The organism is Paenibacillus flagellatus, assembly GCF_003217775.1.
Taxonomy (GTDB): Bacteria; Bacillota; Bacilli; order Paenibacillales; family NBRC-103111; genus Paenibacillus_AB; species Paenibacillus_AB flagellatus.
On the sequence record NZ_QJVJ01000009.1, the window covers coordinates 125,678 to 148,618 of the forward strand.

27 protein-coding genes are annotated in these 22,941 nt (G+C 60.7%); 20 read left to right on the forward strand and 7 right to left on the reverse strand.

What is annotated here, in order from left to right; all coding sequences use genetic code 11:
- Positions 1–7: 7 nt before the first annotated feature.
- The 3 genes from DLM86_RS20120 to DLM86_RS20130 all read right to left on the reverse strand — a co-directional run bounded on the left by DLM86_RS20120 (position 8) and on the right by DLM86_RS20130 (position 2,524).
- The gene (locus DLM86_RS20120) at positions 8–838 is read right to left on the reverse strand and encodes a MerR family transcriptional regulator (RefSeq protein WP_425453986.1); all 831 of its coding nucleotides are present in this window, start codon (positions 836–838) and stop codon (positions 8–10) included.
- A 137-nt stretch (positions 839–975) separates the two neighbouring features.
- Entirely contained in the window at positions 976–1,989 is a 1,014-nt protein-coding gene (locus DLM86_RS20125; RefSeq protein ID WP_158289583.1) for a DUF3231 family protein, read from the reverse strand.
- A 109-nt stretch (positions 1,990–2,098) separates the two neighbouring features.
- Positions 2,099–2,524: a MarR family winged helix-turn-helix transcriptional regulator gene (locus DLM86_RS20130; protein WP_110841857.1), complete on the reverse strand. Its 426-nt coding sequence runs from the start codon at positions 2,522–2,524 to the stop codon at positions 2,099–2,101.
- 286 nt (positions 2,525–2,810) lie between these two features.
- On the opposite strand from DLM86_RS20130, the gene DLM86_RS20135 reads away from it, so the two are divergent.
- The 8 genes from DLM86_RS20135 (at position 2,811) to DLM86_RS20170 (ending at position 9,317) form a co-directional block, all read left to right on the forward strand.
- Positions 2,811–4,019 (forward strand): MFS transporter, encoded by a 1,209-nt coding sequence (locus tag DLM86_RS20135; protein WP_110841858.1) that lies wholly within the window; start codon positions 2,811–2,813, stop codon positions 4,017–4,019.
- Between the two features lie 143 nt (positions 4,020–4,162).
- Positions 4,163–4,873, forward strand: a complete 711-nt coding sequence (locus DLM86_RS20140) for a response regulator transcription factor (protein ID WP_110841859.1) — start codon at positions 4,163–4,165, stop codon at positions 4,871–4,873.
- Positions 4,866–5,921, forward strand: coding sequence for a sensor histidine kinase (locus DLM86_RS20145; RefSeq protein WP_110841860.1), 1,056 nt, complete (start codon positions 4,866–4,868; stop codon positions 5,919–5,921). The genes DLM86_RS20140 and DLM86_RS20145 overlap by 8 nt, the downstream gene beginning before the upstream one ends.
- Before the next feature lie 84 nt (positions 5,922–6,005).
- Positions 6,006–6,926, forward strand: coding sequence for an ABC transporter ATP-binding protein (locus DLM86_RS20150; RefSeq protein ID WP_110841861.1), 921 nt, complete (start codon positions 6,006–6,008; stop codon positions 6,924–6,926).
- Positions 6,919–7,653 carry an ABC transporter permease gene (locus DLM86_RS20155; RefSeq protein WP_110841862.1) on the forward strand — a complete coding sequence of 245 codons (735 nt, stop codon included), beginning with the start codon at positions 6,919–6,921 and terminating at the stop codon, positions 7,651–7,653. The genes DLM86_RS20150 and DLM86_RS20155 overlap by 8 nt, the downstream gene beginning before the upstream one ends.
- Before the next feature lie 17 nt (positions 7,654–7,670).
- Positions 7,671–8,498, forward strand: coding sequence for an undecaprenyl-diphosphate phosphatase (locus DLM86_RS20160; protein WP_110841863.1), 828 nt, complete (start codon positions 7,671–7,673; stop codon positions 8,496–8,498).
- Between the two features lie 182 nt (positions 8,499–8,680).
- Positions 8,681–8,959: a hypothetical protein gene (locus tag DLM86_RS20165; RefSeq protein WP_110841864.1), complete on the forward strand. Its 279-nt coding sequence runs from the start codon at positions 8,681–8,683 to the stop codon at positions 8,957–8,959.
- A gap of 43 nt (positions 8,960–9,002) precedes the next feature.
- Complete coding sequence (locus DLM86_RS20170) at positions 9,003–9,317, forward strand: MGMT family protein (RefSeq protein WP_110841865.1); 315 nt, start codon at positions 9,003–9,005, stop codon at positions 9,315–9,317.
- Positions 9,318–9,338: 21 nt separating this feature from the next.
- Here the strand turns inward: DLM86_RS20170 and DLM86_RS20175 are convergent, their stop codons facing one another.
- The gene (locus DLM86_RS20175; protein WP_110842073.1) at positions 9,339–9,695 is read right to left on the reverse strand and encodes a DoxX family protein; all 357 of its coding nucleotides are present in this window, start codon (positions 9,693–9,695) and stop codon (positions 9,339–9,341) included.
- Between the two features lie 141 nt (positions 9,696–9,836).
- On the opposite strand from DLM86_RS20175, the gene DLM86_RS20180 reads away from it, so the two are divergent.
- The gene (locus DLM86_RS20180; RefSeq protein ID WP_245954740.1) at positions 9,837–10,535 is read left to right on the forward strand and encodes a Crp/Fnr family transcriptional regulator; all 699 of its coding nucleotides are present in this window, start codon (positions 9,837–9,839) and stop codon (positions 10,533–10,535) included.
- A 77-nt stretch (positions 10,536–10,612) separates the two neighbouring features.
- Here the strand turns inward: DLM86_RS20180 and DLM86_RS20185 are convergent, their stop codons facing one another.
- Together DLM86_RS20185 and DLM86_RS20190 are read right to left on the reverse strand one after the other, a co-directional pair.
- Positions 10,613–11,455 carry a 1,4-dihydroxy-6-naphtoate synthase gene (locus DLM86_RS20185; protein WP_110841866.1) on the reverse strand — a complete coding sequence of 281 codons (843 nt, stop codon included), beginning with the start codon at positions 11,453–11,455 and terminating at the stop codon, positions 10,613–10,615.
- Positions 11,452–12,111 carry a futalosine hydrolase gene (locus DLM86_RS20190; RefSeq protein WP_110841867.1) on the reverse strand — a complete coding sequence of 220 codons (660 nt, stop codon included), beginning with the start codon at positions 12,109–12,111 and terminating at the stop codon, positions 11,452–11,454. The genes DLM86_RS20185 and DLM86_RS20190 overlap by 4 nt, the downstream gene beginning before the upstream one ends.
- A 71-nt stretch (positions 12,112–12,182) precedes the next feature.
- On the opposite strand from DLM86_RS20190, the gene DLM86_RS20195 reads away from it, so the two are divergent.
- From DLM86_RS20195 to DLM86_RS20230, 8 genes are all read left to right on the forward strand, one after another.
- Positions 12,183–12,740, forward strand: coding sequence for an SRPBCC family protein (locus DLM86_RS20195; RefSeq protein WP_146250262.1), 558 nt, complete (start codon positions 12,183–12,185; stop codon positions 12,738–12,740).
- Positions 12,741–13,349: 609 nt separating this feature from the next.
- Complete coding sequence (locus DLM86_RS20200; protein WP_110841869.1) at positions 13,350–14,807, forward strand: serine hydrolase domain-containing protein; 1,458 nt, start codon at positions 13,350–13,352, stop codon at positions 14,805–14,807.
- Positions 14,808–14,917: 110 nt separating this feature from the next.
- Positions 14,918–15,394: a GyrI-like domain-containing protein gene (locus DLM86_RS20205; protein ID WP_110841870.1), complete on the forward strand. Its 477-nt coding sequence runs from the start codon at positions 14,918–14,920 to the stop codon at positions 15,392–15,394.
- Between the two features lie 47 nt (positions 15,395–15,441).
- Positions 15,442–16,254 carry an AraC family transcriptional regulator gene (locus tag DLM86_RS20210; protein ID WP_158289584.1) on the forward strand — a complete coding sequence of 271 codons (813 nt, stop codon included), beginning with the start codon at positions 15,442–15,444 and terminating at the stop codon, positions 16,252–16,254.
- Positions 16,255–16,347: 93 nt separating this feature from the next.
- Positions 16,348–16,746, forward strand: coding sequence for a VOC family protein (locus DLM86_RS20215; RefSeq protein WP_110841872.1), 399 nt, complete (start codon positions 16,348–16,350; stop codon positions 16,744–16,746).
- A gap of 192 nt (positions 16,747–16,938) precedes the next feature.
- A complete protein-coding gene (locus DLM86_RS20220) occupies positions 16,939–18,216 on the forward strand; it encodes an MFS transporter (protein WP_110841873.1) in 1,278 nt (425 codons plus the stop codon).
- Between the two features lie 41 nt (positions 18,217–18,257).
- Positions 18,258–19,172: a polysaccharide deacetylase family protein gene (locus DLM86_RS20225; RefSeq protein WP_110841874.1), complete on the forward strand. Its 915-nt coding sequence runs from the start codon at positions 18,258–18,260 to the stop codon at positions 19,170–19,172.
- Positions 19,173–19,299: 127 nt separating this feature from the next.
- Positions 19,300–19,938 (forward strand): TVP38/TMEM64 family protein, encoded by a 639-nt coding sequence (locus DLM86_RS20230; protein WP_110841875.1) that lies wholly within the window; start codon positions 19,300–19,302, stop codon positions 19,936–19,938.
- Between the two features lie 79 nt (positions 19,939–20,017).
- Here DLM86_RS20230 and DLM86_RS20235 read toward each other — a convergent pair whose 3' ends face one another.
- A complete protein-coding gene (locus DLM86_RS20235) occupies positions 20,018–20,335 on the reverse strand; it encodes an antibiotic biosynthesis monooxygenase (RefSeq protein ID WP_110841876.1) in 318 nt (105 codons plus the stop codon).
- A 386-nt stretch (positions 20,336–20,721) separates the two neighbouring features.
- Here DLM86_RS20235 and DLM86_RS20240 point away from each other — a divergent pair, with 386 nt between their 5' ends.
- Genes DLM86_RS20240 through DLM86_RS20250 form a run of 3 tightly spaced genes read left to right on the forward strand, consistent with a single transcriptional unit; the run spans position 20,722 to position 22,884 of the window.
- Positions 20,722–21,906: a ParM/StbA family protein gene (locus DLM86_RS20240; RefSeq protein WP_146250264.1), complete on the forward strand. Its 1,185-nt coding sequence runs from the start codon at positions 20,722–20,724 to the stop codon at positions 21,904–21,906.
- Positions 21,903–22,388 carry a hypothetical protein gene (locus DLM86_RS20245; protein WP_110841878.1) on the forward strand — a complete coding sequence of 162 codons (486 nt, stop codon included), beginning with the start codon at positions 21,903–21,905 and terminating at the stop codon, positions 22,386–22,388. Before DLM86_RS20240 ends, DLM86_RS20245 begins: the two co-directional genes overlap by 4 nt.
- Before the next feature lie 34 nt (positions 22,389–22,422).
- On the forward strand, positions 22,423–22,884 hold the full coding sequence (locus DLM86_RS20250) for a hypothetical protein (protein ID WP_110841879.1): 462 nt from the start codon (positions 22,423–22,425) through the stop codon (positions 22,882–22,884).
- The last annotated feature ends 57 nt before the right edge of the window (positions 22,885–22,941 follow it).

Consider the following 22,941-nt stretch of genomic DNA (forward strand, 5'->3'; position numbering starts at 1 on the left):
GGGAGAGTCAAGCGCGGACGACAGGGACGAGCAATTCGGCCCATCGGGTCGGCCCGTACATGTCCCGATCCGGGGTCAAATACGTTTCGCGGATCGGCTCGCCCGGCGCCGGGACGAACCCGTTGGACGCGAGCCAGGACGCCGAGTCGCCGATGGCCGTACAGACGGAGCCGTACGGATCGCATCGGTGGAGGAACACCGCCGCCGTCTTCACTTCCGGCAAATAACCGATTCGTACCCGGTCGCTGCCGGGGATCGTATGGGCAAGCGGCATGGCGACCTCCAGATCGACAGGGTCCGTTCCGTCGGAACGGCCGTGCCAGATGACGGTCAGCGGACCGCTCCCTTCCTCGCCGAACGAACGGACGTAGCTTGCCGCCTCGTCCAGCAGGAGGCAGAGGCGCGTACGCGGTACGACGTCGCGGATCGTGGCCGCGAGCCGGGGTTCGACGGTTCGCACGATGACCGAGTCCGCAGGAGGGACGAATTCCGTACGCTCCACGCGGGCCATTCTGGCGTCGATATCGTCCAGTTGGCGCTGCGCTTCCCGAATCGTCCGCCGCAGCTCCGCTTGTTTGTCCGACAGCTTGCTTTTGACGTCTTCCGGCGACAGCGATTGCTGGAGGAAAGGGACGATCTGCTCCAAGGTAAAGCCTTGTTCCTTGAACGCGGCTATTCGCTTCACCGTCAACAGCTGAGCTTCCGTATAATACCGGTACCCCGTATGTTCGTCGACCGCCGCGGGCTTCAGCAGCCCGATATCGTCGTAAAATCGCAACGTCTTGACGGATACCCGGCTCCATTTGGCAAACTCGCCGATTTTCAGCAACGACAACACGCTCCTTTCACATGACCGATCGCTCTGTAGCCATCTTACCCGGTTGAGGCACCGCCGCCAAGATCCCGCGTTTCGCCGGTAACGCCAAAAAGCGAACCCTTGTGTACGGGTTCGCCCGATTCCCTGCTTCGAGACGGTTACGTCCGGTCCGCCGTCGCCAACGCTTTCCGGTTTTCGGCGAGGGGCGGCTGCTCGAGCCACCGGTTGTCCGTCATGATTCGGATCCAGTCGGAGCCGACCTTCATGTCGTCGGCGATCGCGACCGTATATTTCGAGATCAAGTCCTTGCGCGGAGAGGACGCCATGCCGGAGCCGTAATACACCATCGCGGTCGAGAATAAAAACCCGACCAGGAACATCATCAGCTTGTCGCTAAACGGCGGCGTCGTGGAGTCGCTGATTTCCGCATCCAAGCTGGGAGGCGCGGGCAGGTGGTCGTCGTCCAGCGCTTTGTTGAGCATGTCGATATGCTTTTCCTTGATCTGAATCGCTTCCATGAAAAAATCGGTGACCTGCTTCGCTTGCGCCACTTGGCTGAAGGCGACGAGCGCCGCTTTCGCCAAAATGCTTTTTTTCAAATTAAACAAAATATCGGTAATTTCCACGCAGCTGAGCGGCCGTTTGTCGCCGAACCACCCGGAGACGAACGACTGGCTTCTGACGAATTCCGGCGTATCGGGGGCCGATATCGAAGGGGGGCGGAAGTACAGCCCCTTGCTCAGCAGGACGTCCTTGGTTCGATTGCACAGCTGCATGGAGGACACGCCGCATTCCGTAAAGTATTCCCGTACGTCCTTCCGCGAAGAGGTCGTAACGGCGCCGCTGTAGCCGTGGCAGCCGTGAATCGACATGATGTTCAAATAATGGAGCGACAGCGCATCGGAGAACAGCCTGGGAGCGGCCAGGTTCACATCCTGCTCCGAGAAGCCGACAGGGATGGGGAAGCCGTCGGTCTTCAAAAACGACCGGATCCGATCGACGTGCTTCTCGCCGAGACGCAGCGCATAATCGTACAAGGCTCGAATGTTCGCATCCTCCACATGCTGATGCAAAAACCGGTTGATGCATAGCCCGGCCGTTTCATTCATATATTGCGACCACAAGCCGGCGATTTCGGCTGAAGTCAGCTTCGGATGATGCGTCGAATGCAACAGGATCACCCCGTTCTATCGATTGGCTTTTCCTATACTGTTTCCCGGATCGGCCGTAATATGCATAATAGGGGCCGGGAGGAAGGTACGGGGTAAGCCGGGGGATCGTTCAATCGATAAACGTATGGTTCAACTTGGACAACAGCTGCTGCAGCGTGCGGCATTCGTCCGGCGTCCAATCCTGGAACAGGATGGCGAATCGCTCCAGCCGAATCCGCTTCGTCCTCGTCAGCTGTTCCATGCCGAGCTCCGTAATGGCGAACGTACTGGCGCGGCCGTCCTCCGGGTCCGGCTGCCGGCGAACGTATCCTTTCGCTTCCAAGGCGGCCGTCTGCCGGCTGATCGTCGAGATGTCCAGCCGGAATTGCTCGGAGAGCGTCTTCACGCCGACCGGCCCCTGTTCGGACAGCTGGTGCAAAAGCAGGAAGGCGGAGCGCTCCAGCGTGCCGAGCTTTTTGTCCAAAGCGGAGGAGGTCGCCCTCCGGACGAGCGTGGCCAGCTCCAGGTATATCGCCTCCAGAGGCTTGTCTTCCATCGGTCCCGTTCCTCCCTTGATCCAAGTCTGCTACTTGTACTTTACTTGATCGGCCGATCGAATGGCAACCGGCCGCGCGAAATCGGGTAAAGGATTGACACGCCGGCATAAAGTTGTATAATACAATCATGTAGTTTCATCATACAACTAAACGGGTCGGCAATGCAAAAAGATGGCAGAGGACTTGACGGTTCTGCCTTTTTTTCGCGTTTCGGGCATACCGCCGTCGGCACTGTCAAAGCCTATGCGTAACCCGCAGCGGCCAGAAATGGAGGAATCGTTGGTTATGTCGTCTAGTGTCCCTTATGAAGAAATCCGGAAGCGGTCCGGTACGTTCACTCAACCGTTGGCCGTCTGGGCGGTCGCCTTCGCCTGCGTCATCTCGTTTATGGGCATCGGTCTCGTCGATCCGATCCTGCCGGCGATCGCCAAAAAAATGCAGGCGACTCCGAGCCAAGTGTCGCTCCTGTTCACCAGCTACAATCTCGTTACCGGGGTGGCGATGCTCATTACGGGCTTCGTCTCGAGCCGGCTCGGGACCAAATGGACGCTGATCGCGGGCATTTTCCTGATCATCGTATTCGCCGGGCTGGCCGGCGGCTCCGATACGATTAACGCCATCGTATGGCTTCGGGGAGGATGGGGGCTCGGCAACTCGCTCTTTTTGGCGACGGCGCTGTCCGCCATCGTCGGGCTATCCGCCTCGGGCACCGCGCAAGCGATCATTTTTTACGAAGCGGCGCTCGGCCTCGGTATCGCCGTCGGTCCGCTGCTCGGCGGGGAGCTCGGCTCGATCTCGTGGCGCTGGCCGTTTTTCGGCGTCAGCACGTTGATGGGGGTCGCCTTCCTGTTCCTGCTCTTCATCATGCCGAACGTGGCGAAGCCGAACAAGCCGATCAAGCTGTCGGCGCCGTTCAAGGCGCTTGCCTATCCCGGCCTGCTGACGCTCGGCATCGTCGCCTTCTTGTACAACTTCGGCTTCTTTACGCTGATGGCGTATTCGCCGTACGTCATGGAGCTGGACGAACGGGGGCTCGGCTACGTCTTCTTCGGCTGGGGGCTGCTGCTCGCGATTACGTCCGTATTCGTCGCGCCCAAGCTGCAAAAGCGGTTCGGGTCGGTCGCCTCGATTCTCGTCGTCCTGTCGGCGTTCGCCGTCATCCTATTAGCGATGGGGATCGGCGCGTATACGCCCGCGATCGTGGTCGGCTGCGTCGTGCTGTCGGGCATGTTCCTCGGCATCAACAATACGCTCATCACGACGGCCGTCATGGAATCGGCGCCGGTAGAGCGCTCGGTCGCTTCGGCGGCGTACAGCTTCGTCCGGTTCATGGGCGGCGCCGTGTCGCCATGGCTGGCCGGCAAGCTGGCCGAATGGTTCAGCCCGCGCGTGCCGTTCGTCTTCGGCGCCGTCATGGTCCTGCTCGGCGTTCTGTTCTTGGCGGCCAGACGGAGCCATTTGAGCGGCATCGATTCGGCTATTTCCCACCATTGACCCCATCGCAAAGCGCCGCGCACGCGGACATTCGGGGCGTCTCCCGTCTTCGGACGGCGGAGGCGCCCTGTTTCGTTTTCCCGGAAAATTCATTACAATAGATGGAACGATACGGACAACGAATTTAGCGAGCGGGTGGAACCATGCAACCGATACAAGTGCTGATAGCCGACGACGACAAAGAAATTCGAGATTTGGTCAAAGCGTATTTGGAGAAGGAGCAGTACAAAGCGGATACGGCGGCGGACGGAGAGGAGGCGCTCCGGCTGTTCGATACGAAGACGTACCATCTCGTCCTGCTCGACCTGATGATGCCGAAGATCGACGGAATCGAGGTTTGCCGCGCGCTCCGGGCGAAGTCGAACGTCCCGATCGTCATGCTGACGGCGAAGGACACGGAGATCGACAAAGTCGTGGGACTGAGCGTCGGGGCCGACGATTATATGACGAAGCCGTTCGGGATTCACGAGCTGGTCGCCCGGATCAAGGCGCATACGAGACGATACTTCTTGCTGGGCGGCGACGGCGGGGCCCAGCAAGAGACGGCGCTTCGGTTCAAGGGGATCTCGATCGATCCGAAGACGCATACCGTCACGAAAGCGGGGGAGCCGGTTCATTTGACGGCCAAAGAGTTCGAGCTGCTCCACTTTCTCGCCTCGCATCCGAATCAGGTGTTTACGAAAACGCAAATTTTCCGCCAAGTGTGGGACAGCGACTATATCGAAGACGACAACACGGTCATGGTCCATATCCGCAAGCTGCGGCTGAAAATCGAGACCGATCCATCCGATCCGAAGCGGATTCAGACCGTGTGGGGCATCGGCTACCGGTTTGCGGGAGAAAAAGATGAGTAGCGGCAAGGGCGTCCTCCTGCTATTGCTGCAAGGGACGGCGGCGGCCGTCCTGCTGCTGTCGGAGCTTGCCGGACAGCCCCTCGGATTCGGCCGGGGGGCTTTATTCGGCGTGCTTTTCGTCTGCACGATCGCGCTGCTCTCGGGCCAGCTGCGCTTCTCCTCGCGCCTTCGGCGGATGAAGGCGGAGCTTGCGCGGGCGCGGAGCGGCAACTGGAATGCCCGTCTGCTGACGAACGGAGACCGTTCGCTCGACGACGTCGTCTTCTCCGTCAACGAATGGATCGAGAAGCTCGAGGAGATCCAAATCCGGACGGCCCGGTCCGAGGCGGCGCGCAAGAGCTTGCTGTCGAACATTTCCCACGATATCCGGACGCCGCTCTCATCGATCATCGGGTACGCGGACGCGCTGAAGGACGACGTGGCGGCTACGCCAGAGCAGAAGAAGGAATATATCGAGGTCATATCCGACAAAGCCCGCTCCTTGAAGCGCGTCATCGACGACATGTTCCAGATGGCCAAGCTCGACGCGGACGAAATGCCGCTTACGATGGAGCCTGTCGACTTCGCCGAGGTCGTCCGGGAATCGCTGATCGAAATCTTGCCCGACGTGCAGCTGCACGGACTGGAGCTGCACGTCCGCCTTCCGGACGATCCGTGCGTCGTGGAGGCGGATCGGATCGGCTTGCTGCGGCTGACGGGCAACATTCTTAAAAACGCCGTGCATTACGGGAGGGACGGCGGTGCGGTAGGCGTCGAGATGAGTGAAGGGGCGGAGGAGGTCACGCTGCTGATTTGGGACCGCGGAGCGGGCATCGCGGAAGCGGACTTGCCCCGCGTATTCGAGCGTACGTACCGGACCGACCGGGCGAGACGCGCGCAGACCGGCGGGAGCGGGCTCGGGCTCGCGATCGCGAAGGCGCTGGCGGACAAGCATGGCGGCAAGCTGTGGGCGGAAAGCGTCCCCGGGGAACGGACGACGTTCGGCCTCGTCCTGCCGAAGCGGGGGCCGAGTGCGAACGGAATTAAGAAACCGTTAAGAGACGGTTAAGCGCCATTTAAAACCGCCCGGTTATGCTGAATACAGCGAACGAAGCCAACGCATGGCGTTACGCGGGAGAGGAGGCACCACACCATGAGCATCGTCATCCGAACGAACGGCCTGACCAAGACGTACGGGACGCAAAACGCGGTGGACAACCTGAGCATGAATGTCCGTCACGGGGAAATATACGGGTTTCTCGGCCAGAACGGCGCGGGCAAGACGACGACGATCCGCATGCTGCTCGGGTTGATCCGGCCGACGCGGGGGGACATCGAGCTGTTCGGCGAACCGCTGCACCGCAGCCCGAAGGAGCTGCTGCGAAGAGTCGGGGCGATCGTCGAGTATTCGGGCTTTTACGAGAATTTGACGGCGCGGGAAAATTTGCTCATTCATGCGAGACTGATGGGCGTCCATAAGCCGAATGCGCTGGATGAAGCGCTCGATCTCGTCGGCCTTCTGCACGAGACGAAGAAGCGGGTCGGGCAATATTCGCTCGGGATGAAGCAGCGGCTCGGCATCGCCCGCGCGGTGCTCCATTATCCGGAGCTTCTCATCCTGGACGAGCCGACCAACGGGCTGGACCCGATCGGAATCAAGGAAGTGCGGAGGCTGATCCGGTCGCTCGCCGAGGAACGGAAAATGACGATTCTCGTCTCGAGCCACATTTTGTCGGAAATCGAGCAGCTGGCGGACCGGATCGGGATCGTCCATAAGGGCAAGCTGCTGGAGCAAATATCGTTTGCCGAGCTGCGTGCGCGAAACCGCAAATACGTCGAATTTCAAGTGTCCGACGATAACAAGGCGGCCATGCTGCTGGAGCGGCATTACGGCATTGTCGATTACGAAGTGCTGGACGAGGGCCGCATCCGCGTCTACTCGCATATCGGCGAGCAGGGCAAGCTGAACAAAACGTTCGTGGAGCACGGCATCGAGGTGCGGAAGATGGCGCCGAGCGAAGACCGGCTGGAAGACTATTTCGTCAAATTGATAGGCGGTGGAACGATTGGTTGATCTGGTGTACGCGGAGCTGCTCAAGCTGAAGCGGGCGAAAATGTTCCTCGTCAGCGTCATCGGAGCGGCGGCCGCCCCCGTCATGGTATTCATCGGGTATTTGGACTTGCGGGCGAGAAAGCCGGAGGAGATCGTCACGTTCATGAAGATGTTCTCCGAGACGAACCTGTACGTGACGCTGCTCATCGGAACGCTTCTGTACGGCGTCATTACGTCTTACGTGTTCCATCGCGAGTATGCCGAAGATACGCTCAAGCATCTGCTCACGATTCCGGTGTCCCGGCTCAGTCTCCTTGCAAGCAAGCTGGTGCTGCTGTTCCTCTGGATCATGACGTTGACCGTGTTCGCGTGGGGGCTCGTTCTGATTTTCGGCTTGATCGGGCGGATCGAAGGACTGAGCGCGGACGTCGTGCTGGAATCGCTGAAGCAGTACGCGATCGGGGGAAGCTTGCTGTTCCTGCTCACGACGCCGACCATGTTCGTCACGTTCCTGTTCAAAAATTACGTGCCGACGATCATCTTCACGGCTGCCGTGACGATGGCGAACGTGGCGCTGGCGAACCGGGAGTACAAGGCGCTGTTCCCTTGGTCGGCGGTACAGGTCATCGCCGAGCGGAGCTTCGTGCCGGCGTACCCTCCGCTTTACTCGTATATCGCGGTCGGGGCGGCGTCCGTCGTCGGACTCGTCGCGACGATTCTTTACTTCCGAAAAGCGGACATTCATTAAGTGCGGGAGAGTGAACCATGAACGGGTGGGAAGCGTTTGCGGCCTTTATTCTGGGGCTTGTGGAGGGGCTGACCGAATTCGTGCCGGTCTCGTCCACCGGCCATATGATTATAGCGGACGATTTCTTGTTCCGCACGAAGGAGATGTTCTCGCCGGAGGTGGCGGTCACGTTCAAAATCGTCATCCAGCTCGGCTCCATTCTGGCCGTCGTCGTGCTGATGCGGGACCGGTTTCTGCGCCTGCTCGGGCTCGGGGGCGGAGGAGGGCGGCCGTCGTCGGAGCCGCGGCTGCGACTGCCGCACGTCATCGTCGGCTTGATGCCGGCGGGCATCTTGTACTTGCTGCTCGACGATTACATCGATGCCTACCTGTTCTCGACCGGTACGGTCGTCGTCGGTCTCGTGCTCGGGGCCGTGCTCATGCTGGCGGCGGACCGGTTCCGTCCGCGCGTCCCGACGACGGAGACGGTCGACCGGATGACGTACCGGCAGGCGCTCGCCATCGGACTCGTCCAATGCTTGTCGATGTGGCCGGGCTTCTCCCGCTCCGGGTCGACGATTTCGGGCGGGGTGCTGATGGGGATGAGCCACCGCGCGGCGGCCGATTTCACGTTCATTATGGCCGTGCCGATCATGGCCGGCGTCAGCTTCTTCTCGCTGCTGAAAAACTGGGAGTTCGTCACGTCGGACGTGCTGGCGTTTTTCGCCGTCGGGTTCGTGAGCGCCTTCGTCTTCGCGATGCTGTCGATCCGCTTCTTCCTGAACATGGTCAATCGGATCAAGCTCGTTCCGTTCGCGCTTTACCGGCTGGCGCTGGCGGCCGTTATCGCGATCGTGTTTTTGTAATCGAGATGGGAGCCTTGTCGGTTGTCCGACTTTCTCGAAGCCTCGGCGCAGTCCTTCACGGCCTGCGCTTTTTGTTTCGTTTTCGCACGGCATTCGGCGATGGCTTGCTTAGGCCGGTTTCGCCTGGCGGTACAAATGATGGTACAATAGCGGTAAACCTATCCGAACAGGAGTTGAACGCATTGGCGGTTCCTTATACCGAGCAAGAATTGATTACGTTCGTCACGGGACGGACGGGCCTTGACGCCGCGGCGGTCCGGCTGGTGCTGAAGCATGCGCAGACCTATATCGACCAAGCGAACGCCCGCTCGAAAGGCGAAGCCGAAATCGACGGCGACGAGCTGACCGACTACGTGCTGGGCCGGCCGGACGTGAAGCTGAACGAGCTGCAGGTCGAGGCGATTTTGGAGGCGGAGATGGAATTTCTGATCGACAAGGGCGTCGCCGGCTACGACGACTGAGAAGCGGGAGGGAAGATCGACCGCCGAAGAGGGGGGAGAGCGTATGGAGCCCTTTACGCGCCGGGTCATCGACATCATCAAGGGCATTCCGGAAGGCCGCGTCATGACGTACGGGCAAATCGCCGAGATGGCCGGGAGCCGCCGGGGGGCGAGACAGGTCGTGCGCATTCTGCATTCGTCGAGCCGAGCGCACACGCTGCCGTGGTATCGGGTCGTCAACGCCAAAGGGGAAATCGCGATCCGCGACGAGGAAGGACGCTGGTCGCAAGCGCAATTGCTGGAGGACGAAGGCGTCGAGGTGGACGATCACGGCCGCATCGACCTGTCCCGCTTCCGGCATCAGCCGGACGGCGACTAGCGGCCGCCGAGGGGGTCGACGCTAGGCGCCGAAACGCTGCAGCGCGATCAGGGCGATCGAGCAGGCGAGCATAAGCGCGGCGTTGGCGGCCATGACGGGCTTGTGCTTCGCCCGGAACAGATGGGCGTGGATCGCGCCGAGCATCAGGACGCCGAGCAGCGCCGCCGAATAGGAAGCCGCGGCCGGATAGCGGAAGGCCGCGATCATGCCGAGCACGCCGAGCAGCTCGAGTACCGCGATGCCCTGCATCATCCACATCGGGTATCGGTATTCGGTCCAATGGCGGACCATCGAGGGAGTCCGGGATACTTTCATGTAGACGGACAAGAGGAACATGACGGCCATGATGATTTGCAGCGTAATAACGGTCGTGTGCATTGGGAACATCTACTCCTTGTGCGGCGGAGCGACCCGCCTGTTTTAAGCCAGTATAGCGCACGGCGTAGGCGTCGGAATGTAGGCTGGACTACAACGAGAACGGAAACGAAAGAGGGGAACACGCTGGACAAGCTGAAATGGTTGTCGAGGATCGATCTTCTCCGGCGGCTCGACCCCGAGGAGCTGAGACGGCTGGAGCCGGAGACGCCGATCGAAACGGTGCCGAAAGGCGCGCTGATCGCTTCTCCCCATGACGGGCGCCACCGGCTGTACTTGATCAAGGCGGGCTCGGTGCGGCTGTACAAGCTGACGGCGGGAGGCAAGGAGCTGACGGTCGACTTGCTCGGCGCGGGGCATATTTTCGGAGAGATCGGGACGTTCACGACGGGCTCCGACAATTTGTACGCGGAGGCGAGGGAGACGAGCGTCATTTGCTCGATCGATAAAGCCCGGTTCGACCGGCTGATCGGCGAGCATCCGCAGCTGGCCCTCCATTTCATCGAAATCGTCTCAAACCGGTTGAAGGAAGTGGAGGAGATGATGGAGCGGATGGCTTACGGAAGCGTGCGCCAGCGGCTTCTTTTTTTGCTGGGCAAATTGACGGACAAGTACGGGACGGCGCTTCCGGCGGAGGCGAACGGAGGCGGCGAGCCGGGATGGGTCCGGCTGGACGTCGGCCTGACGCACCAGGAGCTGGCCGCCATGGCGGGCAGCATCCGCGAGACGGTGACGGATGCCCTGAACGCCTTAGCCGCGGACGGCATCGTGTCGAAGGAAGGGCTCCGGAAGCCGCTGCGCGTACATCGGGAGCGGCTTCGGGCGGCCATGGAGGAAGGGTAGAAGGGCATAAAAAGACGAAGCGAACGGCTCCATGGAGGAATCGTTCGCTTCGTCTTTTTATACCCGTAAGGGTGCCATCATCTTCTCAGCAGGCCCAAGTCGAACGCCGGCACGAGTCCTTCCGCCGCCGCTCGGCCGAGCAGCGCGTGGACGGCCTCGTATCCGCTGTCGCCCAGATCGGCGGTGAACTCGTTCACGTATAAATCGATATGCGCCTGGACGACGTCCGGAGCAAGCTCTTGCGAATGGCTCAGCACGTACTCGCGCGACGCCTCCGGATGCGCCCAGGCGTATTCGACGGACGCCCGCGCCCAGCCGGCGATCGCCTCGAGATCGAGGGAGCGGCGCGCGACGATCGCGCCGAGCGGGATCGGCAGGCCGGTATCGGCCTCCCACCAGCTGCCCAGATCGGCCAGCATCGTCAGCCCGTAGGCCGGATAGGTGAATCGGGCTTCGTGGATGACGAGGCCCGCGTCGATCCGCCCGTCGCGCACCGCCGGCATAATTTCGTGGAACGGCATGACGACGATGTCGCCGACGCCTCCCGGCACTTGCTGCGCGGCCCACAGCCGGAACAGCAGATAAGCGGTGGAGCGCTCGCTCGGCACGGCCACCCGCCGGCCGGTGAGCGCCGCCGGGCCGCGCTCGGCGGCATCGGGGCTCGCCGTCAGCACGAGCGGTCCGCAGCCGCGGCCCAAGGCGCCGCCGCAAGGCAGCAGCGCGTACTCGGACAGCACCCAGGGGAGCGCCGCGTACGAAATTTTGAGCACGTCCGGACCGTCCGGCCGCGTGGCCAACGTGTTCGTAATATCGATGTCCGCATACGTGACGTCTAGCTTCGGCGCGCCGGGCACGAGCCCGTGCACCCAGGCGTGGAATACGAACGTGTCGTTCGGACAGGGGGAAAAGGCGATTTTCATCGTAGCACCTCCAGAAGTACGGCGCTCGCCGCCTCGAGCGACTGCAGCGCCTCGCCGATTCGCCAGGCGGCCCGGTCGCGCGGACCGACCGCGTTGGAGACGGCGCGAATTTCGAGCGCCGGCACGCCGCGATCGAGGGCGGCGACGGCGACGCCGTAGCCCTCCATCGCCTCGGCGGCGGCGCCGGGCACCCGCGAGGCAAGCTCAGCGGCGGTCGCCGCCGTGCCCGTCGCGGTCGAGACGGTGAGCACCGCGCCGGCGCAGGCGGCGAGCCCGGCCGCTTGCAGCGCCCCCGTCAGCCGGGCCGCCAAGCCGGCGTCGACCGGGACGCGGGCGGAGCCGAAGCCGAGCTCGTCGACGGTGCGGAAGCCTTCGGCGGTTTCCGCGCCGAGATCGGCGGCGACGATGGCGTCCGCGACGACGAGCGAGCCGACGGCGGCCCGGCCAGGGAAGCCGCCGCCGATGCCGGCGCTGACGACGAGCGCGTAGTCGCCGGCGGCGAGCGCGGCCGCCGTGCGGGCCGCGGCGGAGGCCGGTCCGACGCCGGCGAGCCGCACGTCGACGCCGTCGGCGCCGTTCAGCCCGCGCAGCACGGCGTCCCGCTCGGCTTCGACGGCGGTCATCATCAGGATGCGTCTTGCGGGTTCGGGACGCATGAGGGTTCATCTCCTTGTGAACGATAGGAAGCTTCGTGTTCCATTGTACCACAACCTGTCCGGGAGAGGTCGTGACGAAGCGGTGGCGCTGCGGTGCGGCGGCCGGGACGGTCGGCTTCGGTCTCGATCTCCGGCGTCCGCCGCTTGTCCGATTTGTTCAATCCGGGGCGGTCATTCTCGATTATACTGCAAGTATAGACCCGTTTCGGGAACAGAGAGGAGCCGATATCATGTCCGTCCTGCAAGCGTTGACCGTAACCGTCACGATCGCTCGCCCGCCGCAAGAGGTGTACGACTATGCGCGAGAGGAGCGCAACTTTGCGGCTTGGACGACCTCGTTCAGCCGTTCGATCCGCCAAGAGGACGACTGGTGGATCGTCGAAACGGATGAAGACCCCGTGTACATCCGCTTTGTGCCGCGAAACGACTACGGCATCCTGGACCATGAGGCGCGGGTTGGCGACGGTTCCATCGTCTGGAACCGGATGCGCGTCGTGCCGAACGGGTCGGGCTCCGAAGTGCTGTTCACGCTGTTCCGCCAGCCCGACGTGTCGGAGGCGAAATTCGCCGAAGACGCCGGCATGGTGCGGCGCGACTTGGAGACGCTGCGGCGCGTGCTGGAGGGGTGACTTGTCCAGCACGGAATAGGAAAAGACGGGTATATCCGCCTTGTGCGGCCTGCCCGGCTTTTTACATTTGCGGATTCGCCAATGCTCTGTTGCGCCTGCCGAATTACCCCCGAAGGGGAACGAAAAGGGATAACGCCGGACGATTTGAAGCACCTTTCGCCCGCACGATAATTAAGAAGAACCGGGTTTCATGGCGAGTTTTGTGTTCTTTCCTGGGGTGGTCAAGAACAACGCCCTTATTCATTGCCGGCTAAACCTATGGGATCGGAGGAAAACGGACGACGCATACCGGTTGTTTGATTTAGTGAAGGTGAAGGAATTTGTGGAGATTCCGGAAGGCTTTGAGACGACGGGATAGGTCATTACGAATTTTAAAACCGCGCTCGACATGTTAAAAATAGAAGGAAAGGGAAGAGCGGATAGAGGTTATTAGAAGGGCGGGTATTTTGTCGGGGCAGCTTGCGGAAGAGGTATAGTGAAAAGGACTTGTTTTCATTTCTTTGTGTTACACTCGACCGTCCGGAATATATCAAGGGTCTTCCATAGCCCAAGCTTTACATGCGAACGTGCGTGCTCTACAGTATATGGTAATTGAATTGGAAAGAGGCGATGGAACGATTGAACCCATTCCCAATCGATATCCCGGACAATCACGGTCTTTCCTCGGCAGCACTTTCACGTTTTTTTGATAAGATCGAACAGCATGGTTTGCCGATGAACAGCTTTATGCTGCTTCAAGACGGCCATGTCACTGCGCGGATGTGGCGTACCCCCTATCGACCGGATCGCCCGCAACTGCTGTATTCGCTTAGCAAAAGTGTTACCTCCATAGCTGTTGGCATAGCGGTGGATAGCGGATACGTTAAACTGGAGGATCCCGTTATCCAGTTTTTCCCCGAACGGTGTCCGGAAAAGATCTCGGACAATTTGGCGAACATGACGGTCCACCATCTTCTTTCGATGAATACGGGGCATAGCGCTAATATTTACAAGGCCGTTACCGGAGAGAAGGATTGGGTTCGCTCGTTTTTATCCTTAGAGGTACAGTTTGAGCCGGGGAGCCACTATTCGTATAATACGCCCGCTACTTATATGCTATCGGCTATCCTGGAGCGAGCGACCGGCCAACATTTAGTCGATTTCTTAATGCCTCGATTGTTCGAGCCTCTAGGAATCGAACGCCCGGTTTGGGAAACTTGTCCCATGGGCATTGCCGCAGGCGGGATGGGGCTGAGCCTGACAACTGAAAGCGTAGCCAAATTTGGTCAAATGCTGTTGGACAAAGGGAAGGTCGACGGCAAAACGATTGTGTCCGAGTCTTATGTGGCTAGGGCTACACGGGAACAGAGCGACAATCGTCGAGGGGCGACTGAAATCGATTCCGCTCAAGGCTACGGCTACCAATTTCATTTAGGCCGCAGAGGCTGTTTCCGAGGCGCCGGTGCGTTCGGCCAGCTTTGCTTCGTGGTCCCTGAACAACGTATAGTTATTGCGGCTACGGCGGCTTTTGGCAAGGGGCAAAGCCAGACATTGCTCGACTTGATCTACGAACATATCATCGATGAATGGAATGGAAGCCATACCGCTCGATTGCATACGGGAGACAGTGCCGTTCTCCGGCAACGTCTTGCCGGTTTGAAATATCCGGTGCCGGACGCCCGCCCGATTCCGGTCGATTTACCGAGTCTGGATGGCGTCTGGTACAGGCTGGAGGATAACCCGGAGAAGCTGGATAAACTCGGTTTTGCCCGTTTAGGAGAACGTTTGGAGGTTCGGCTTTGCTACGGGGAGCGGGAGCGGCGCGCACTCGTATTGGACTTCCGGGCTCCCTTGCATCAATTCGATAGGTATGTTAAAGACTTGGCCATACACCGGCAAGAGGTTGTCGCCTTTGCCGGCTGGGATGACGGCACGACGTTGAATTTGACCTTACTGTACATCGAAACCCCATACTGCGTGAACTACAAAATACGATTTCAAGCTGGAGGCATGGATCTTCATTTTCATAAAAATGTATCCATGACTTTCACGGACTACCGGGTCTCGGGGTTTCTCGTGTCCAGCTAGCGAACTTTCTCGTTAACCCTGACAGTCGGTTGTCAAGTTTCCGGGGCTATACTGGTGACGTTGACCGTTGGCAGAACGGGCACGAACCTACGACGAAACGGGGAAAGAATATGGATATCAGACAGGCGCATCGAGCGGGCTTCGAGCTGGCCGGAATCACGGTACGGACGAACAACAAGCGGGAGAGCGGCGCGCAAGGGGAATTGCCGAAGCTGTGGGAGCGCTTCTATCGTGACGGAACGGCCCAAGCGGCGGGCGATTCGCGCATCTATGCGTTGTACACGGAGTACGAGAGGGAGCATCACGGCGACTATACGGTGTTGGTAGGATTCGAAAGGAAGGAAGGCATGCGTCCCGAAGGCGGGGTCGTCAAGCAAGTGCCGGAGGCCGACTACCTCGTCTTCCGATCGGAGAAAGGACCGGTTTACCGCGTCGTGGCGGAGGCGTGGGGGCGTATATGGGACTACTTCGAGACATCGAGTATCCGGCGTACGTATACGGGCGATTTCGAGGTGTACGAGGCGTCCGCCGACCCGAACGAGGCGATTGTGGACATTTACGTGGCGGTGGACGTATCGGATTCGTAAGAAATCGGGAATGCAAGCGAAGTTCGAGATCGATGGGAGGAAGTGTCATGCTGGTTCGCACGTACGTGCCGTCGGCCCCTTTATCGTCGCATATAGACATGTTCTGGCATATGGAAGGGTATGCGCCGTCCCACGGCAAGGAGCTGACGCTGCCGGACGGCACGGTCGAGCTCGTGATCGATCTGCGCGGCAGCCGGAACGTGCTGTACGATCGATACGGGCGGGCGATCGACCTGGGCGCGGCGATCGTATGCGGCCCGCATTCGGAGCCGTTCGCGATCGATACGTCCTCCGGCACGTCGGCGATCGGCATCCATTTCAAGCCGGGCGGGGCCTCTCCGTTTCTGCGCGCGCCGCTGGACGAGCTGCATAACCGGCATCTCGACCTCGAGCTTCTATGGGGAGCCGGCGCGAACGAGCTGCGGGACGAGCTGGCGGAAGCCGGAACGCCGGAAGCCCGGTTCCGCTTACTCGAAGCCCGGCTGCTCCGGCGGTACGACGTTCGGCTCGCGGAGCGGCATCCCGCGGTAAGCTATGCCTTGCGGCTCTTGGACGAGCCGGGGGAGCCGCTTGCGATCGCGGATTTGACCGGACGAATCGGGATGAACCCGGATCGGTTCCTCCGCTTGTTCAAGTCGGAAGTGGGCATGACGCCGAAGCGTTACGCCCGTCTGCGCCGGTTCCAGCACGTTCTCGGACTGCTGCAGGCGGGAGGTCCGGCGGACGGGGCGGCTCTTGCGGCCGCATGCGGGTATTACGACCAGTCGCATTTCATAAAAGACTTTCAAGCGTTCGCCGGCCGGAGTCCGACCGGGTATCGCCCTGCGGCGGACCGGCATCCCAATCATGTCGTTTTGTAAAATGTCCGTCGATCGACGGTTTTTTTACAATACAAGCCGCCGACTTTTTCGGTACACTGGCAAGGAAGTCGGAAACGAGAGGAGGACGGAAGGATGAGCGGCAGCAAGCCTATGCCGGACGGCTTTCATACGGTAACCCCCTATTTGCACGCGAAGGGGGCGGAACGACTGATCGCCTTCATGCGGCAAGCGTTCGACGCGATCGAGACGGAGCGGAATGCGGGGGACGCGGGCGAAATCCGCCACGCCACCTTACGCATTGGCGATTCGATGATCGAGGTTTCGGAAGGAAATGAGGCATACCCGCCCATGCCGTGCGGACTGCACGTCTACGTCGCCGATACCGACGCTTGCTACCGGAAAGCGCTGGACGCCGGGGCGACGTCGCTGTACGAGCCGCAGGAGATGCCGTACGGGGAACGCAGCGCCGGCGTCAAGGACATGTGCGGCAACCATTGGTATATCGCCACGTATAAGCATGTCGGGAATTGAACGAGTACCGGAACGGAGCCGCCGAGACGAAAGGCGGCTCTTTTTCGCGTCTTGCGACGGGAAGCTTGTCTGCCGGTTGACGACGGGTAGCCCCGCCCGTATACTAATGGCAATAAAAGGATAATGGCGCCGGCAAGTGACAGCGCTTACACCCCGAATCCCAATCCGATCCTAGATGCGGAGGAGTCCAAGATGCGGACGAAACGGTTTGCGAATTCCCCGGTCGCGTATGCGCTCGGCATGTTCGCCATGATGATCCCGAGCCAGGCGTTCAGTGCGTTCTACAGCTATTATTACGTGGAGAAGCTCGGTCTCGGCGTAGGGCTCGCGACGTTGGCGCGAACGGTGTACTTGATCTGGGACGCCGCCAACCAGCCGCTGTTCGGCTACTTGTCCGACAAGACGAGGACGCGCTGGGGCAGGCGAAAGCCGTGGATTTACTCGGCGGTTCCGCTTTTCATGGCCTCGTTCGTCATGGTGTTCGCCGTGCCGGAAGGGATGAGCGGCGGCAGCTTGTTCGTCTGGTTTCTGATCGCGCTTATTTTATACGAAGGGGTGGCGACCGTCCTGTGGGTCAACTACGGCGCGCTGTTTCCGGAGCTGTTCCGCGGCGACGGAATTCGGGCGAAGGCGTCGGCGATTCAGCAGGGGTTTCAGATCGCGGCGATCTTGATCGGCTCCGCGTTTACCCCGATTTTGTTCGCCAAGCTCGGCTTCGGCTATATGGCCGTCGTCTACGCGATCGTCTTCGCCGTCTTCATGCTGCTGTGCATGTCGACGGTGCGGGAGAACAAGGAAGCGAGTCTCGAGCCTCCGCTGCGCATCGTCGAGGCGTTTCGCGAGACGCTGCGCAACAAGGAGTTTTGGCTGCTGAACGTCGCCAATTCGTTCGCCCAAACGGTCAACGGACTGCTCAGCTCGATGATTCCGTTCTATGCCAAGTACGTGCTGCGCATACCGGAGTCGCAGGTGTCGCTGCTGCTCGCTTCGATCTTCGTATCGGTCATCCCGCTCGTCGCGGTATGGTATGCGATCGTCCGCAAGCTCGGAGGACTCCGAAGCTGGCGCCTGTCGCTGCTCGTCTACGGCCTCTCCGTCATCCCGCTCGCCTTCGCCCAAAACCTCGGCACCGGCATCGCCGCGGGCATCGTCGTCGGCTTCGGCTTGGCCGGCTTCCTCGTGACGCCGCCCGTATTGAACAGCCGGATTATCGACCGCGATCACGAGATGACGGGGAGGAGGCGGGAGGGGACGTATACGGCGGTGAGCGGCTTCATTACCCGCTCGAGCGGCCTCATCTCCGCTCTGGCGTTTTGGATCGTGGGTATGCTGTTCGGCTATGTCAGCGGCGACGAACCGGGTCCGGATCCGGCGGGCACGTTCCAGGTGCTGATCAGCGTCGTGCCGCTTTGCCTGCTCGCGGTCGCGTGCGTGCTGTCGTTGTTCCTGCGCGACGACTCGAAGGCATGAACGGCGCGCAGCCGCATACCGTAACAAAAGAGGAGGAAGCGATGGACAAATATTTGATCCTGAACTGCGACGATTTCGGCCAGAGCGAGGCGGCGAACCGGGCGATCATTCATTTGCTCGAGGAGAACAAGGTGTCGTCCGCGACGATTATGCCTCCCGCTCCCGCCTTCGAGCAGGCGGCCGCCTGGTGCCGAGCGTCGGGCGCCGACAACGTCGGGCTGCACGTGACGCTGACGAGCGAGTACGACGCCGTCCGGTGGAGCAGCTTGACCGGGGAGCCGTCGCTTCACGACGAAAGCGGACGCATGCATAAAACGGTAGCGGAATTCGAGACGAGAGCGGAGGCGCGGGCGGTCGTGAGGGAGATCCGGGCGCAATTTCGGGCCGCCGAACGGGCCGGCATCGCGATCAGCCACGTCGACAATCATATGGGCAGCCTGTACGGTCTGGCGACCGGGCGCAGCTTCCTCCCGCACATATTATGGGAATGCTCGAAGCGGAAGCTGCCGTTCCGGCTGTTCCGGCACATTTACGAGAAGGACGCCTTCCTCGCGTCGATCCCCGGGGCGTCGGAGGCGCTAGGCAAGGTGGTCGCGCTGGCCGATACGCTCGGCGTCGGCATCCCGGATTATTTGCTGACGCATCCGTATCATGTAGAGGAAGGGGAGACATACGACCGGTTCAAGCAATCGTTGATCGCGAAGCTGTACGAACTGCCGGCAGGGATTTGCGAGACGTACATCCATCCGGCGGTCGAGGACGAGACGCTGGCGGCGAGCATTCCTTCGTGGGAGAAGCGGGTATGGGAATACCGGCTCATGCTGGACGACGATTTCGCCTACGCGCTTCGGGACGCCAAGGTCACGCTGACGAGCTACCGGATGGTCCGGGATGCCGGGAAACGGCCTCGGCTGAGGGCGGCGGCGGCCTTGGTCGGCTTCGTCTTCAAAAAATGAAAGCGCCGGTTTCGGCGGCAAAGGTTGCGTATCGGCGCGCCGCCGATCTTGTCATCGTTCGGGTCATCCGCTACGATAGGAGGATAGCGAATGACAACGCCATTGCGGAGAACGGGTGGAAGCATCGATGGGAATCGCCGATATCGTCTCGTCCTTAACCGAAGAGCAGCTGCTGGAATGGCTGGAGCGCTTCCGGTCGTTCGGCCCGTTGCCGGGCATGCTGCTCACGTTTTTGAAATCGTTCGTTCCGCCGCTTCCGACGATCGTTATCGTCGGCGTCAACGCGGCCGTATACGGCTTATGGCCCGGCTTTCTGTACTCGTGGATCGGCATGGTAGCCGGCTGTCTGGTCACGTTCGCCCTCGTCCGCAAAATCGCCGGACATCCGGTGCTGGAGCGATGGGCGCGCAAGCCCCGCGTCCGAAAAGGAATGAGCTGGGTACGCCGCAACGCGTTCGGCTACGTGTTCGTGCTGAGCCTGTTCCCGGTTGGCCCGTTCGTCGTCATCAATATCGCGGCGGCGCTTGCGGGGATGCGGTTCCGCTCCTTCGCGCTCGCGGTCGCCTTCGGCAAGGCGGTCATGGTGTTTACCGTGTCGTTCATCGGCTACGACGTCGCGGGCTACATCGACAATCCGATCCGTCTCGTCTACGTCGCGCTGTTCATCGCAGTCTCGCTGTTCGTGAGCAAAAAAATCGAGGCGCGCTACACGAAGGAGACACCGGCGGCGGAAGAAGCCGGACGGGAGCCGCCGCTTCACGGGTGACGCGGCCCGGTGCCGGCTTCCGAGCGGACGACGGACGAATAACCCCCCTGCCCCGATCGAGGGCAGGGGGGTTCGTTATTCAGCTTGGCGTTTTGACCGCTTTCACGTCGTAGACGGAGCTTTTGGAGCTTAGCACGAAATCCGGCTTGCCGCGCTCCCGCTCCCGCCGATGGCCTTCGAGGTGGGGCTCGCTCCGCTCCCATTCCTTCCAATGCTTCTCCGATTCCCAGCGGATGAGGACGACGACTTCTTCCTCGCCCCACCGCGCCTTCTTCACAAGCACGCTCAAGTCGACGAACCCGGGCGCCTCCTCGACGGGGCCCTTCCGGCCGAACCGCTCGACGACTTGGTCGGCGAACCCTTCCTTGACGTGAATCGTTAACGTTTCGATGACCATGCGCGCACGCTCCCTTGACGGAATGACATTTGTGCCCATTTTAATTGATAAAGATTCTCATTGTCAATTGGGACGCTGCTGGGTACGACATGGAGGGCTTTGTTGCCGGGGCGGAGCGTGACGGCTGTTCTTCCAATATATAAGGCAAGCTTCCAATCTTAAAGTTTAAAGTTCGAAATTTGAAGCTTAAAGTTTAAACCTTAAACTGTAAGCTTTAATCTTTACACTTTAAATTTTACATTTTTCGAATGGCGTCACCTTTGCCCGCTTACCGTAGATCTGCCCATCGCAGGGAGAGAATGGGCGGCGACCCTCCCAATTCGGACGGGCCGTCTCGAACCGTTTATAGATAGAACCCAGATCCGTAGGACGAGAGGAGAGTAGAGTTGGCTAAGAACGAAACGCTTACCACTACCATCACTCTATCGATGGATAACGGCAGCAGCCATATTAAAGGCATCTATGACGATATGAGCAACGCGTTTCTGTTCCCCAACGTGGTTGCGCAACCGGTGGGGGAACGGTTTCTGCTTACCGAGCAAGGAGAGCCGCTCGATTTTCTGGACGTGCAGCTGACGTCGCCCGCGATCGAGAGCGAGCGGTACCGTCACGTCTATGTCGGGAACTTGGCGATCGGCGACGAAGGGATCGTGCACGAAATCGTCGGGGACAAGGCGGCGCAAAAGAAGGCGCAGCGACCCGAAACGATGGTGACGCTGCTGACGGGTGCAGCCTACGCGGTCGCCCGCAAGCACGAGGATGCGATCAAGAAAGGGCGCAAGCGGATCAAGGCGGCGGTGCGGCTCGGAACCGGGCTGCCGATCAGCGAAATCGCCAAGTTCCGCACGGAATTCGCCGCGCGCATTACGGGAAGCGTCCACACCGTTACGTTCGTGACGACGCCGGTCTATAAAGGCGTCACCGTCGAGATGGAATTTACGCTGCCGATCGACATCGGCATCGACGACGTCTCCGGCGTGTACGACATCGAGGCGACGTCGAAATCGCAGCTGTCGCACAAAGGCTTCGGCATCGCCGACGTGGGCGGCGTCGATATGGACATCGCCTTTTTCCGGCCGGGACTCGATCTCGACCAGCGCCATTCGACGGGGACGAAAATTCATCTGAACGACGCGCTGGAGCATATCCGCAACGAAGTCAACGCCCAAGGCGAGGAGCTGATCGCGAGCACCGCCGAGCTCGCGCACATGCTCGTCCGCAAGGAATACGAAATCGTCGCCGAAGGAAAAGTCGTGTTCGATATGACGAACCTGGTGAACCGGCATATGCGCATCTTGGCGGAAAAGGTGCTGAAGCACGCACGGAATGCGTGGAAGCATGTCCGCTATGCGAACGAATTTTGGTTTATCGGCGGGGGCGCGATCGTGCTGCAGCCGTGGATCGAGAAGCTGAACGCGGAGCTCGGCCTGCCGCTCCGGTTCGACGAGGCGGAATACAGTCAGTTTCGCAACGCGCGCGGCACGTTTCTGCTGCTCGACCATGCGCTGCGCCACGGCGGCGAAGCGGCGGCGGCCGGTCCGGAATCGGAGGCGGGGAGCGAGCCCACTTGAGAAAACGGCGCTCGACCGTATTCGTCAAGCCCGGCAAGGACGTGACGCTGTATGTGCCGACGGATACCCCGCCCGCGGTCATCGATTATTTGAACCGGTTGAAGGCGGAAGGCGCGTTCAGCCAAGGCGTCATGGAGATCGTAGCGAACTATGTGCTCGGCTTGGAAGAGGGCGACCGGGAACGGCGGTCGCCGTGGAATTCGCCGCAATCGACGGTTGAGGATTCGGAGGACGATGTCGCGTTTACGGCGGCGGTTCCGTTCGGCCTCGAGAAGCCGGCCAAGGACGAGCGTCCGGCCGAGGGCTTCGTAGCGGAAGGCAGCGGGCCCGATGACGGCGGCGAATCCCCGGGAGCGGCGAAGCCCGATCCGAAACCGAAGCTGGATATGGCGGAACTATTCCGGAAAGCGCAGCATAACGCGGGCAAGCTTGCGCCGGATCGTCCGTTCGACGGCGGCCCGCGCGCCGACACCCGGCCGTAACGTTTCCTAACGAATAAGGAAAGAGGGGATACGCATGTCCAATGTACAAGCGACCGACAATACGCGGAACTTTACCCTTTCCACCGAAATGTTCCAGCTGCCTCAGCTCGATCTGTACAGCCAGATGGTGTATATCGTCTTGAAGGCGTTCGCGGCGGAATCGTCGCTGCCGACGCTGGCCGAAATCGCCAAGTACGGCCGGATGACGGCCAAGCAGGCGACGAAGGCGCTGCAAAGCTTGACGGAGCAAAAGCTGGTGTCGCACAAGCTGTTCCGGCAAATCGTAGGCGAATTCGCCGACGACCGGCTGTCTTGGGCGGCGAAAGGGCTGCTCGCCTACTGCAAGGAGCATCCGCACGTTCGGATGGCCGAGCTGCAGGAGCTGTCCGGCCAGTCCGGTGAAGACGAGCACGGCATCCGGAAGGCGCTCAAGGAGCTGCGGCGCCACGGCTATCTGGAGGAATATCCGGAGCTGATCAAGCTGGCGACCGGCTGAGCCCATCATGATTTCCGCGCGTAACGCATACGTATGAGGGGAAGACTCTGCAGCGCG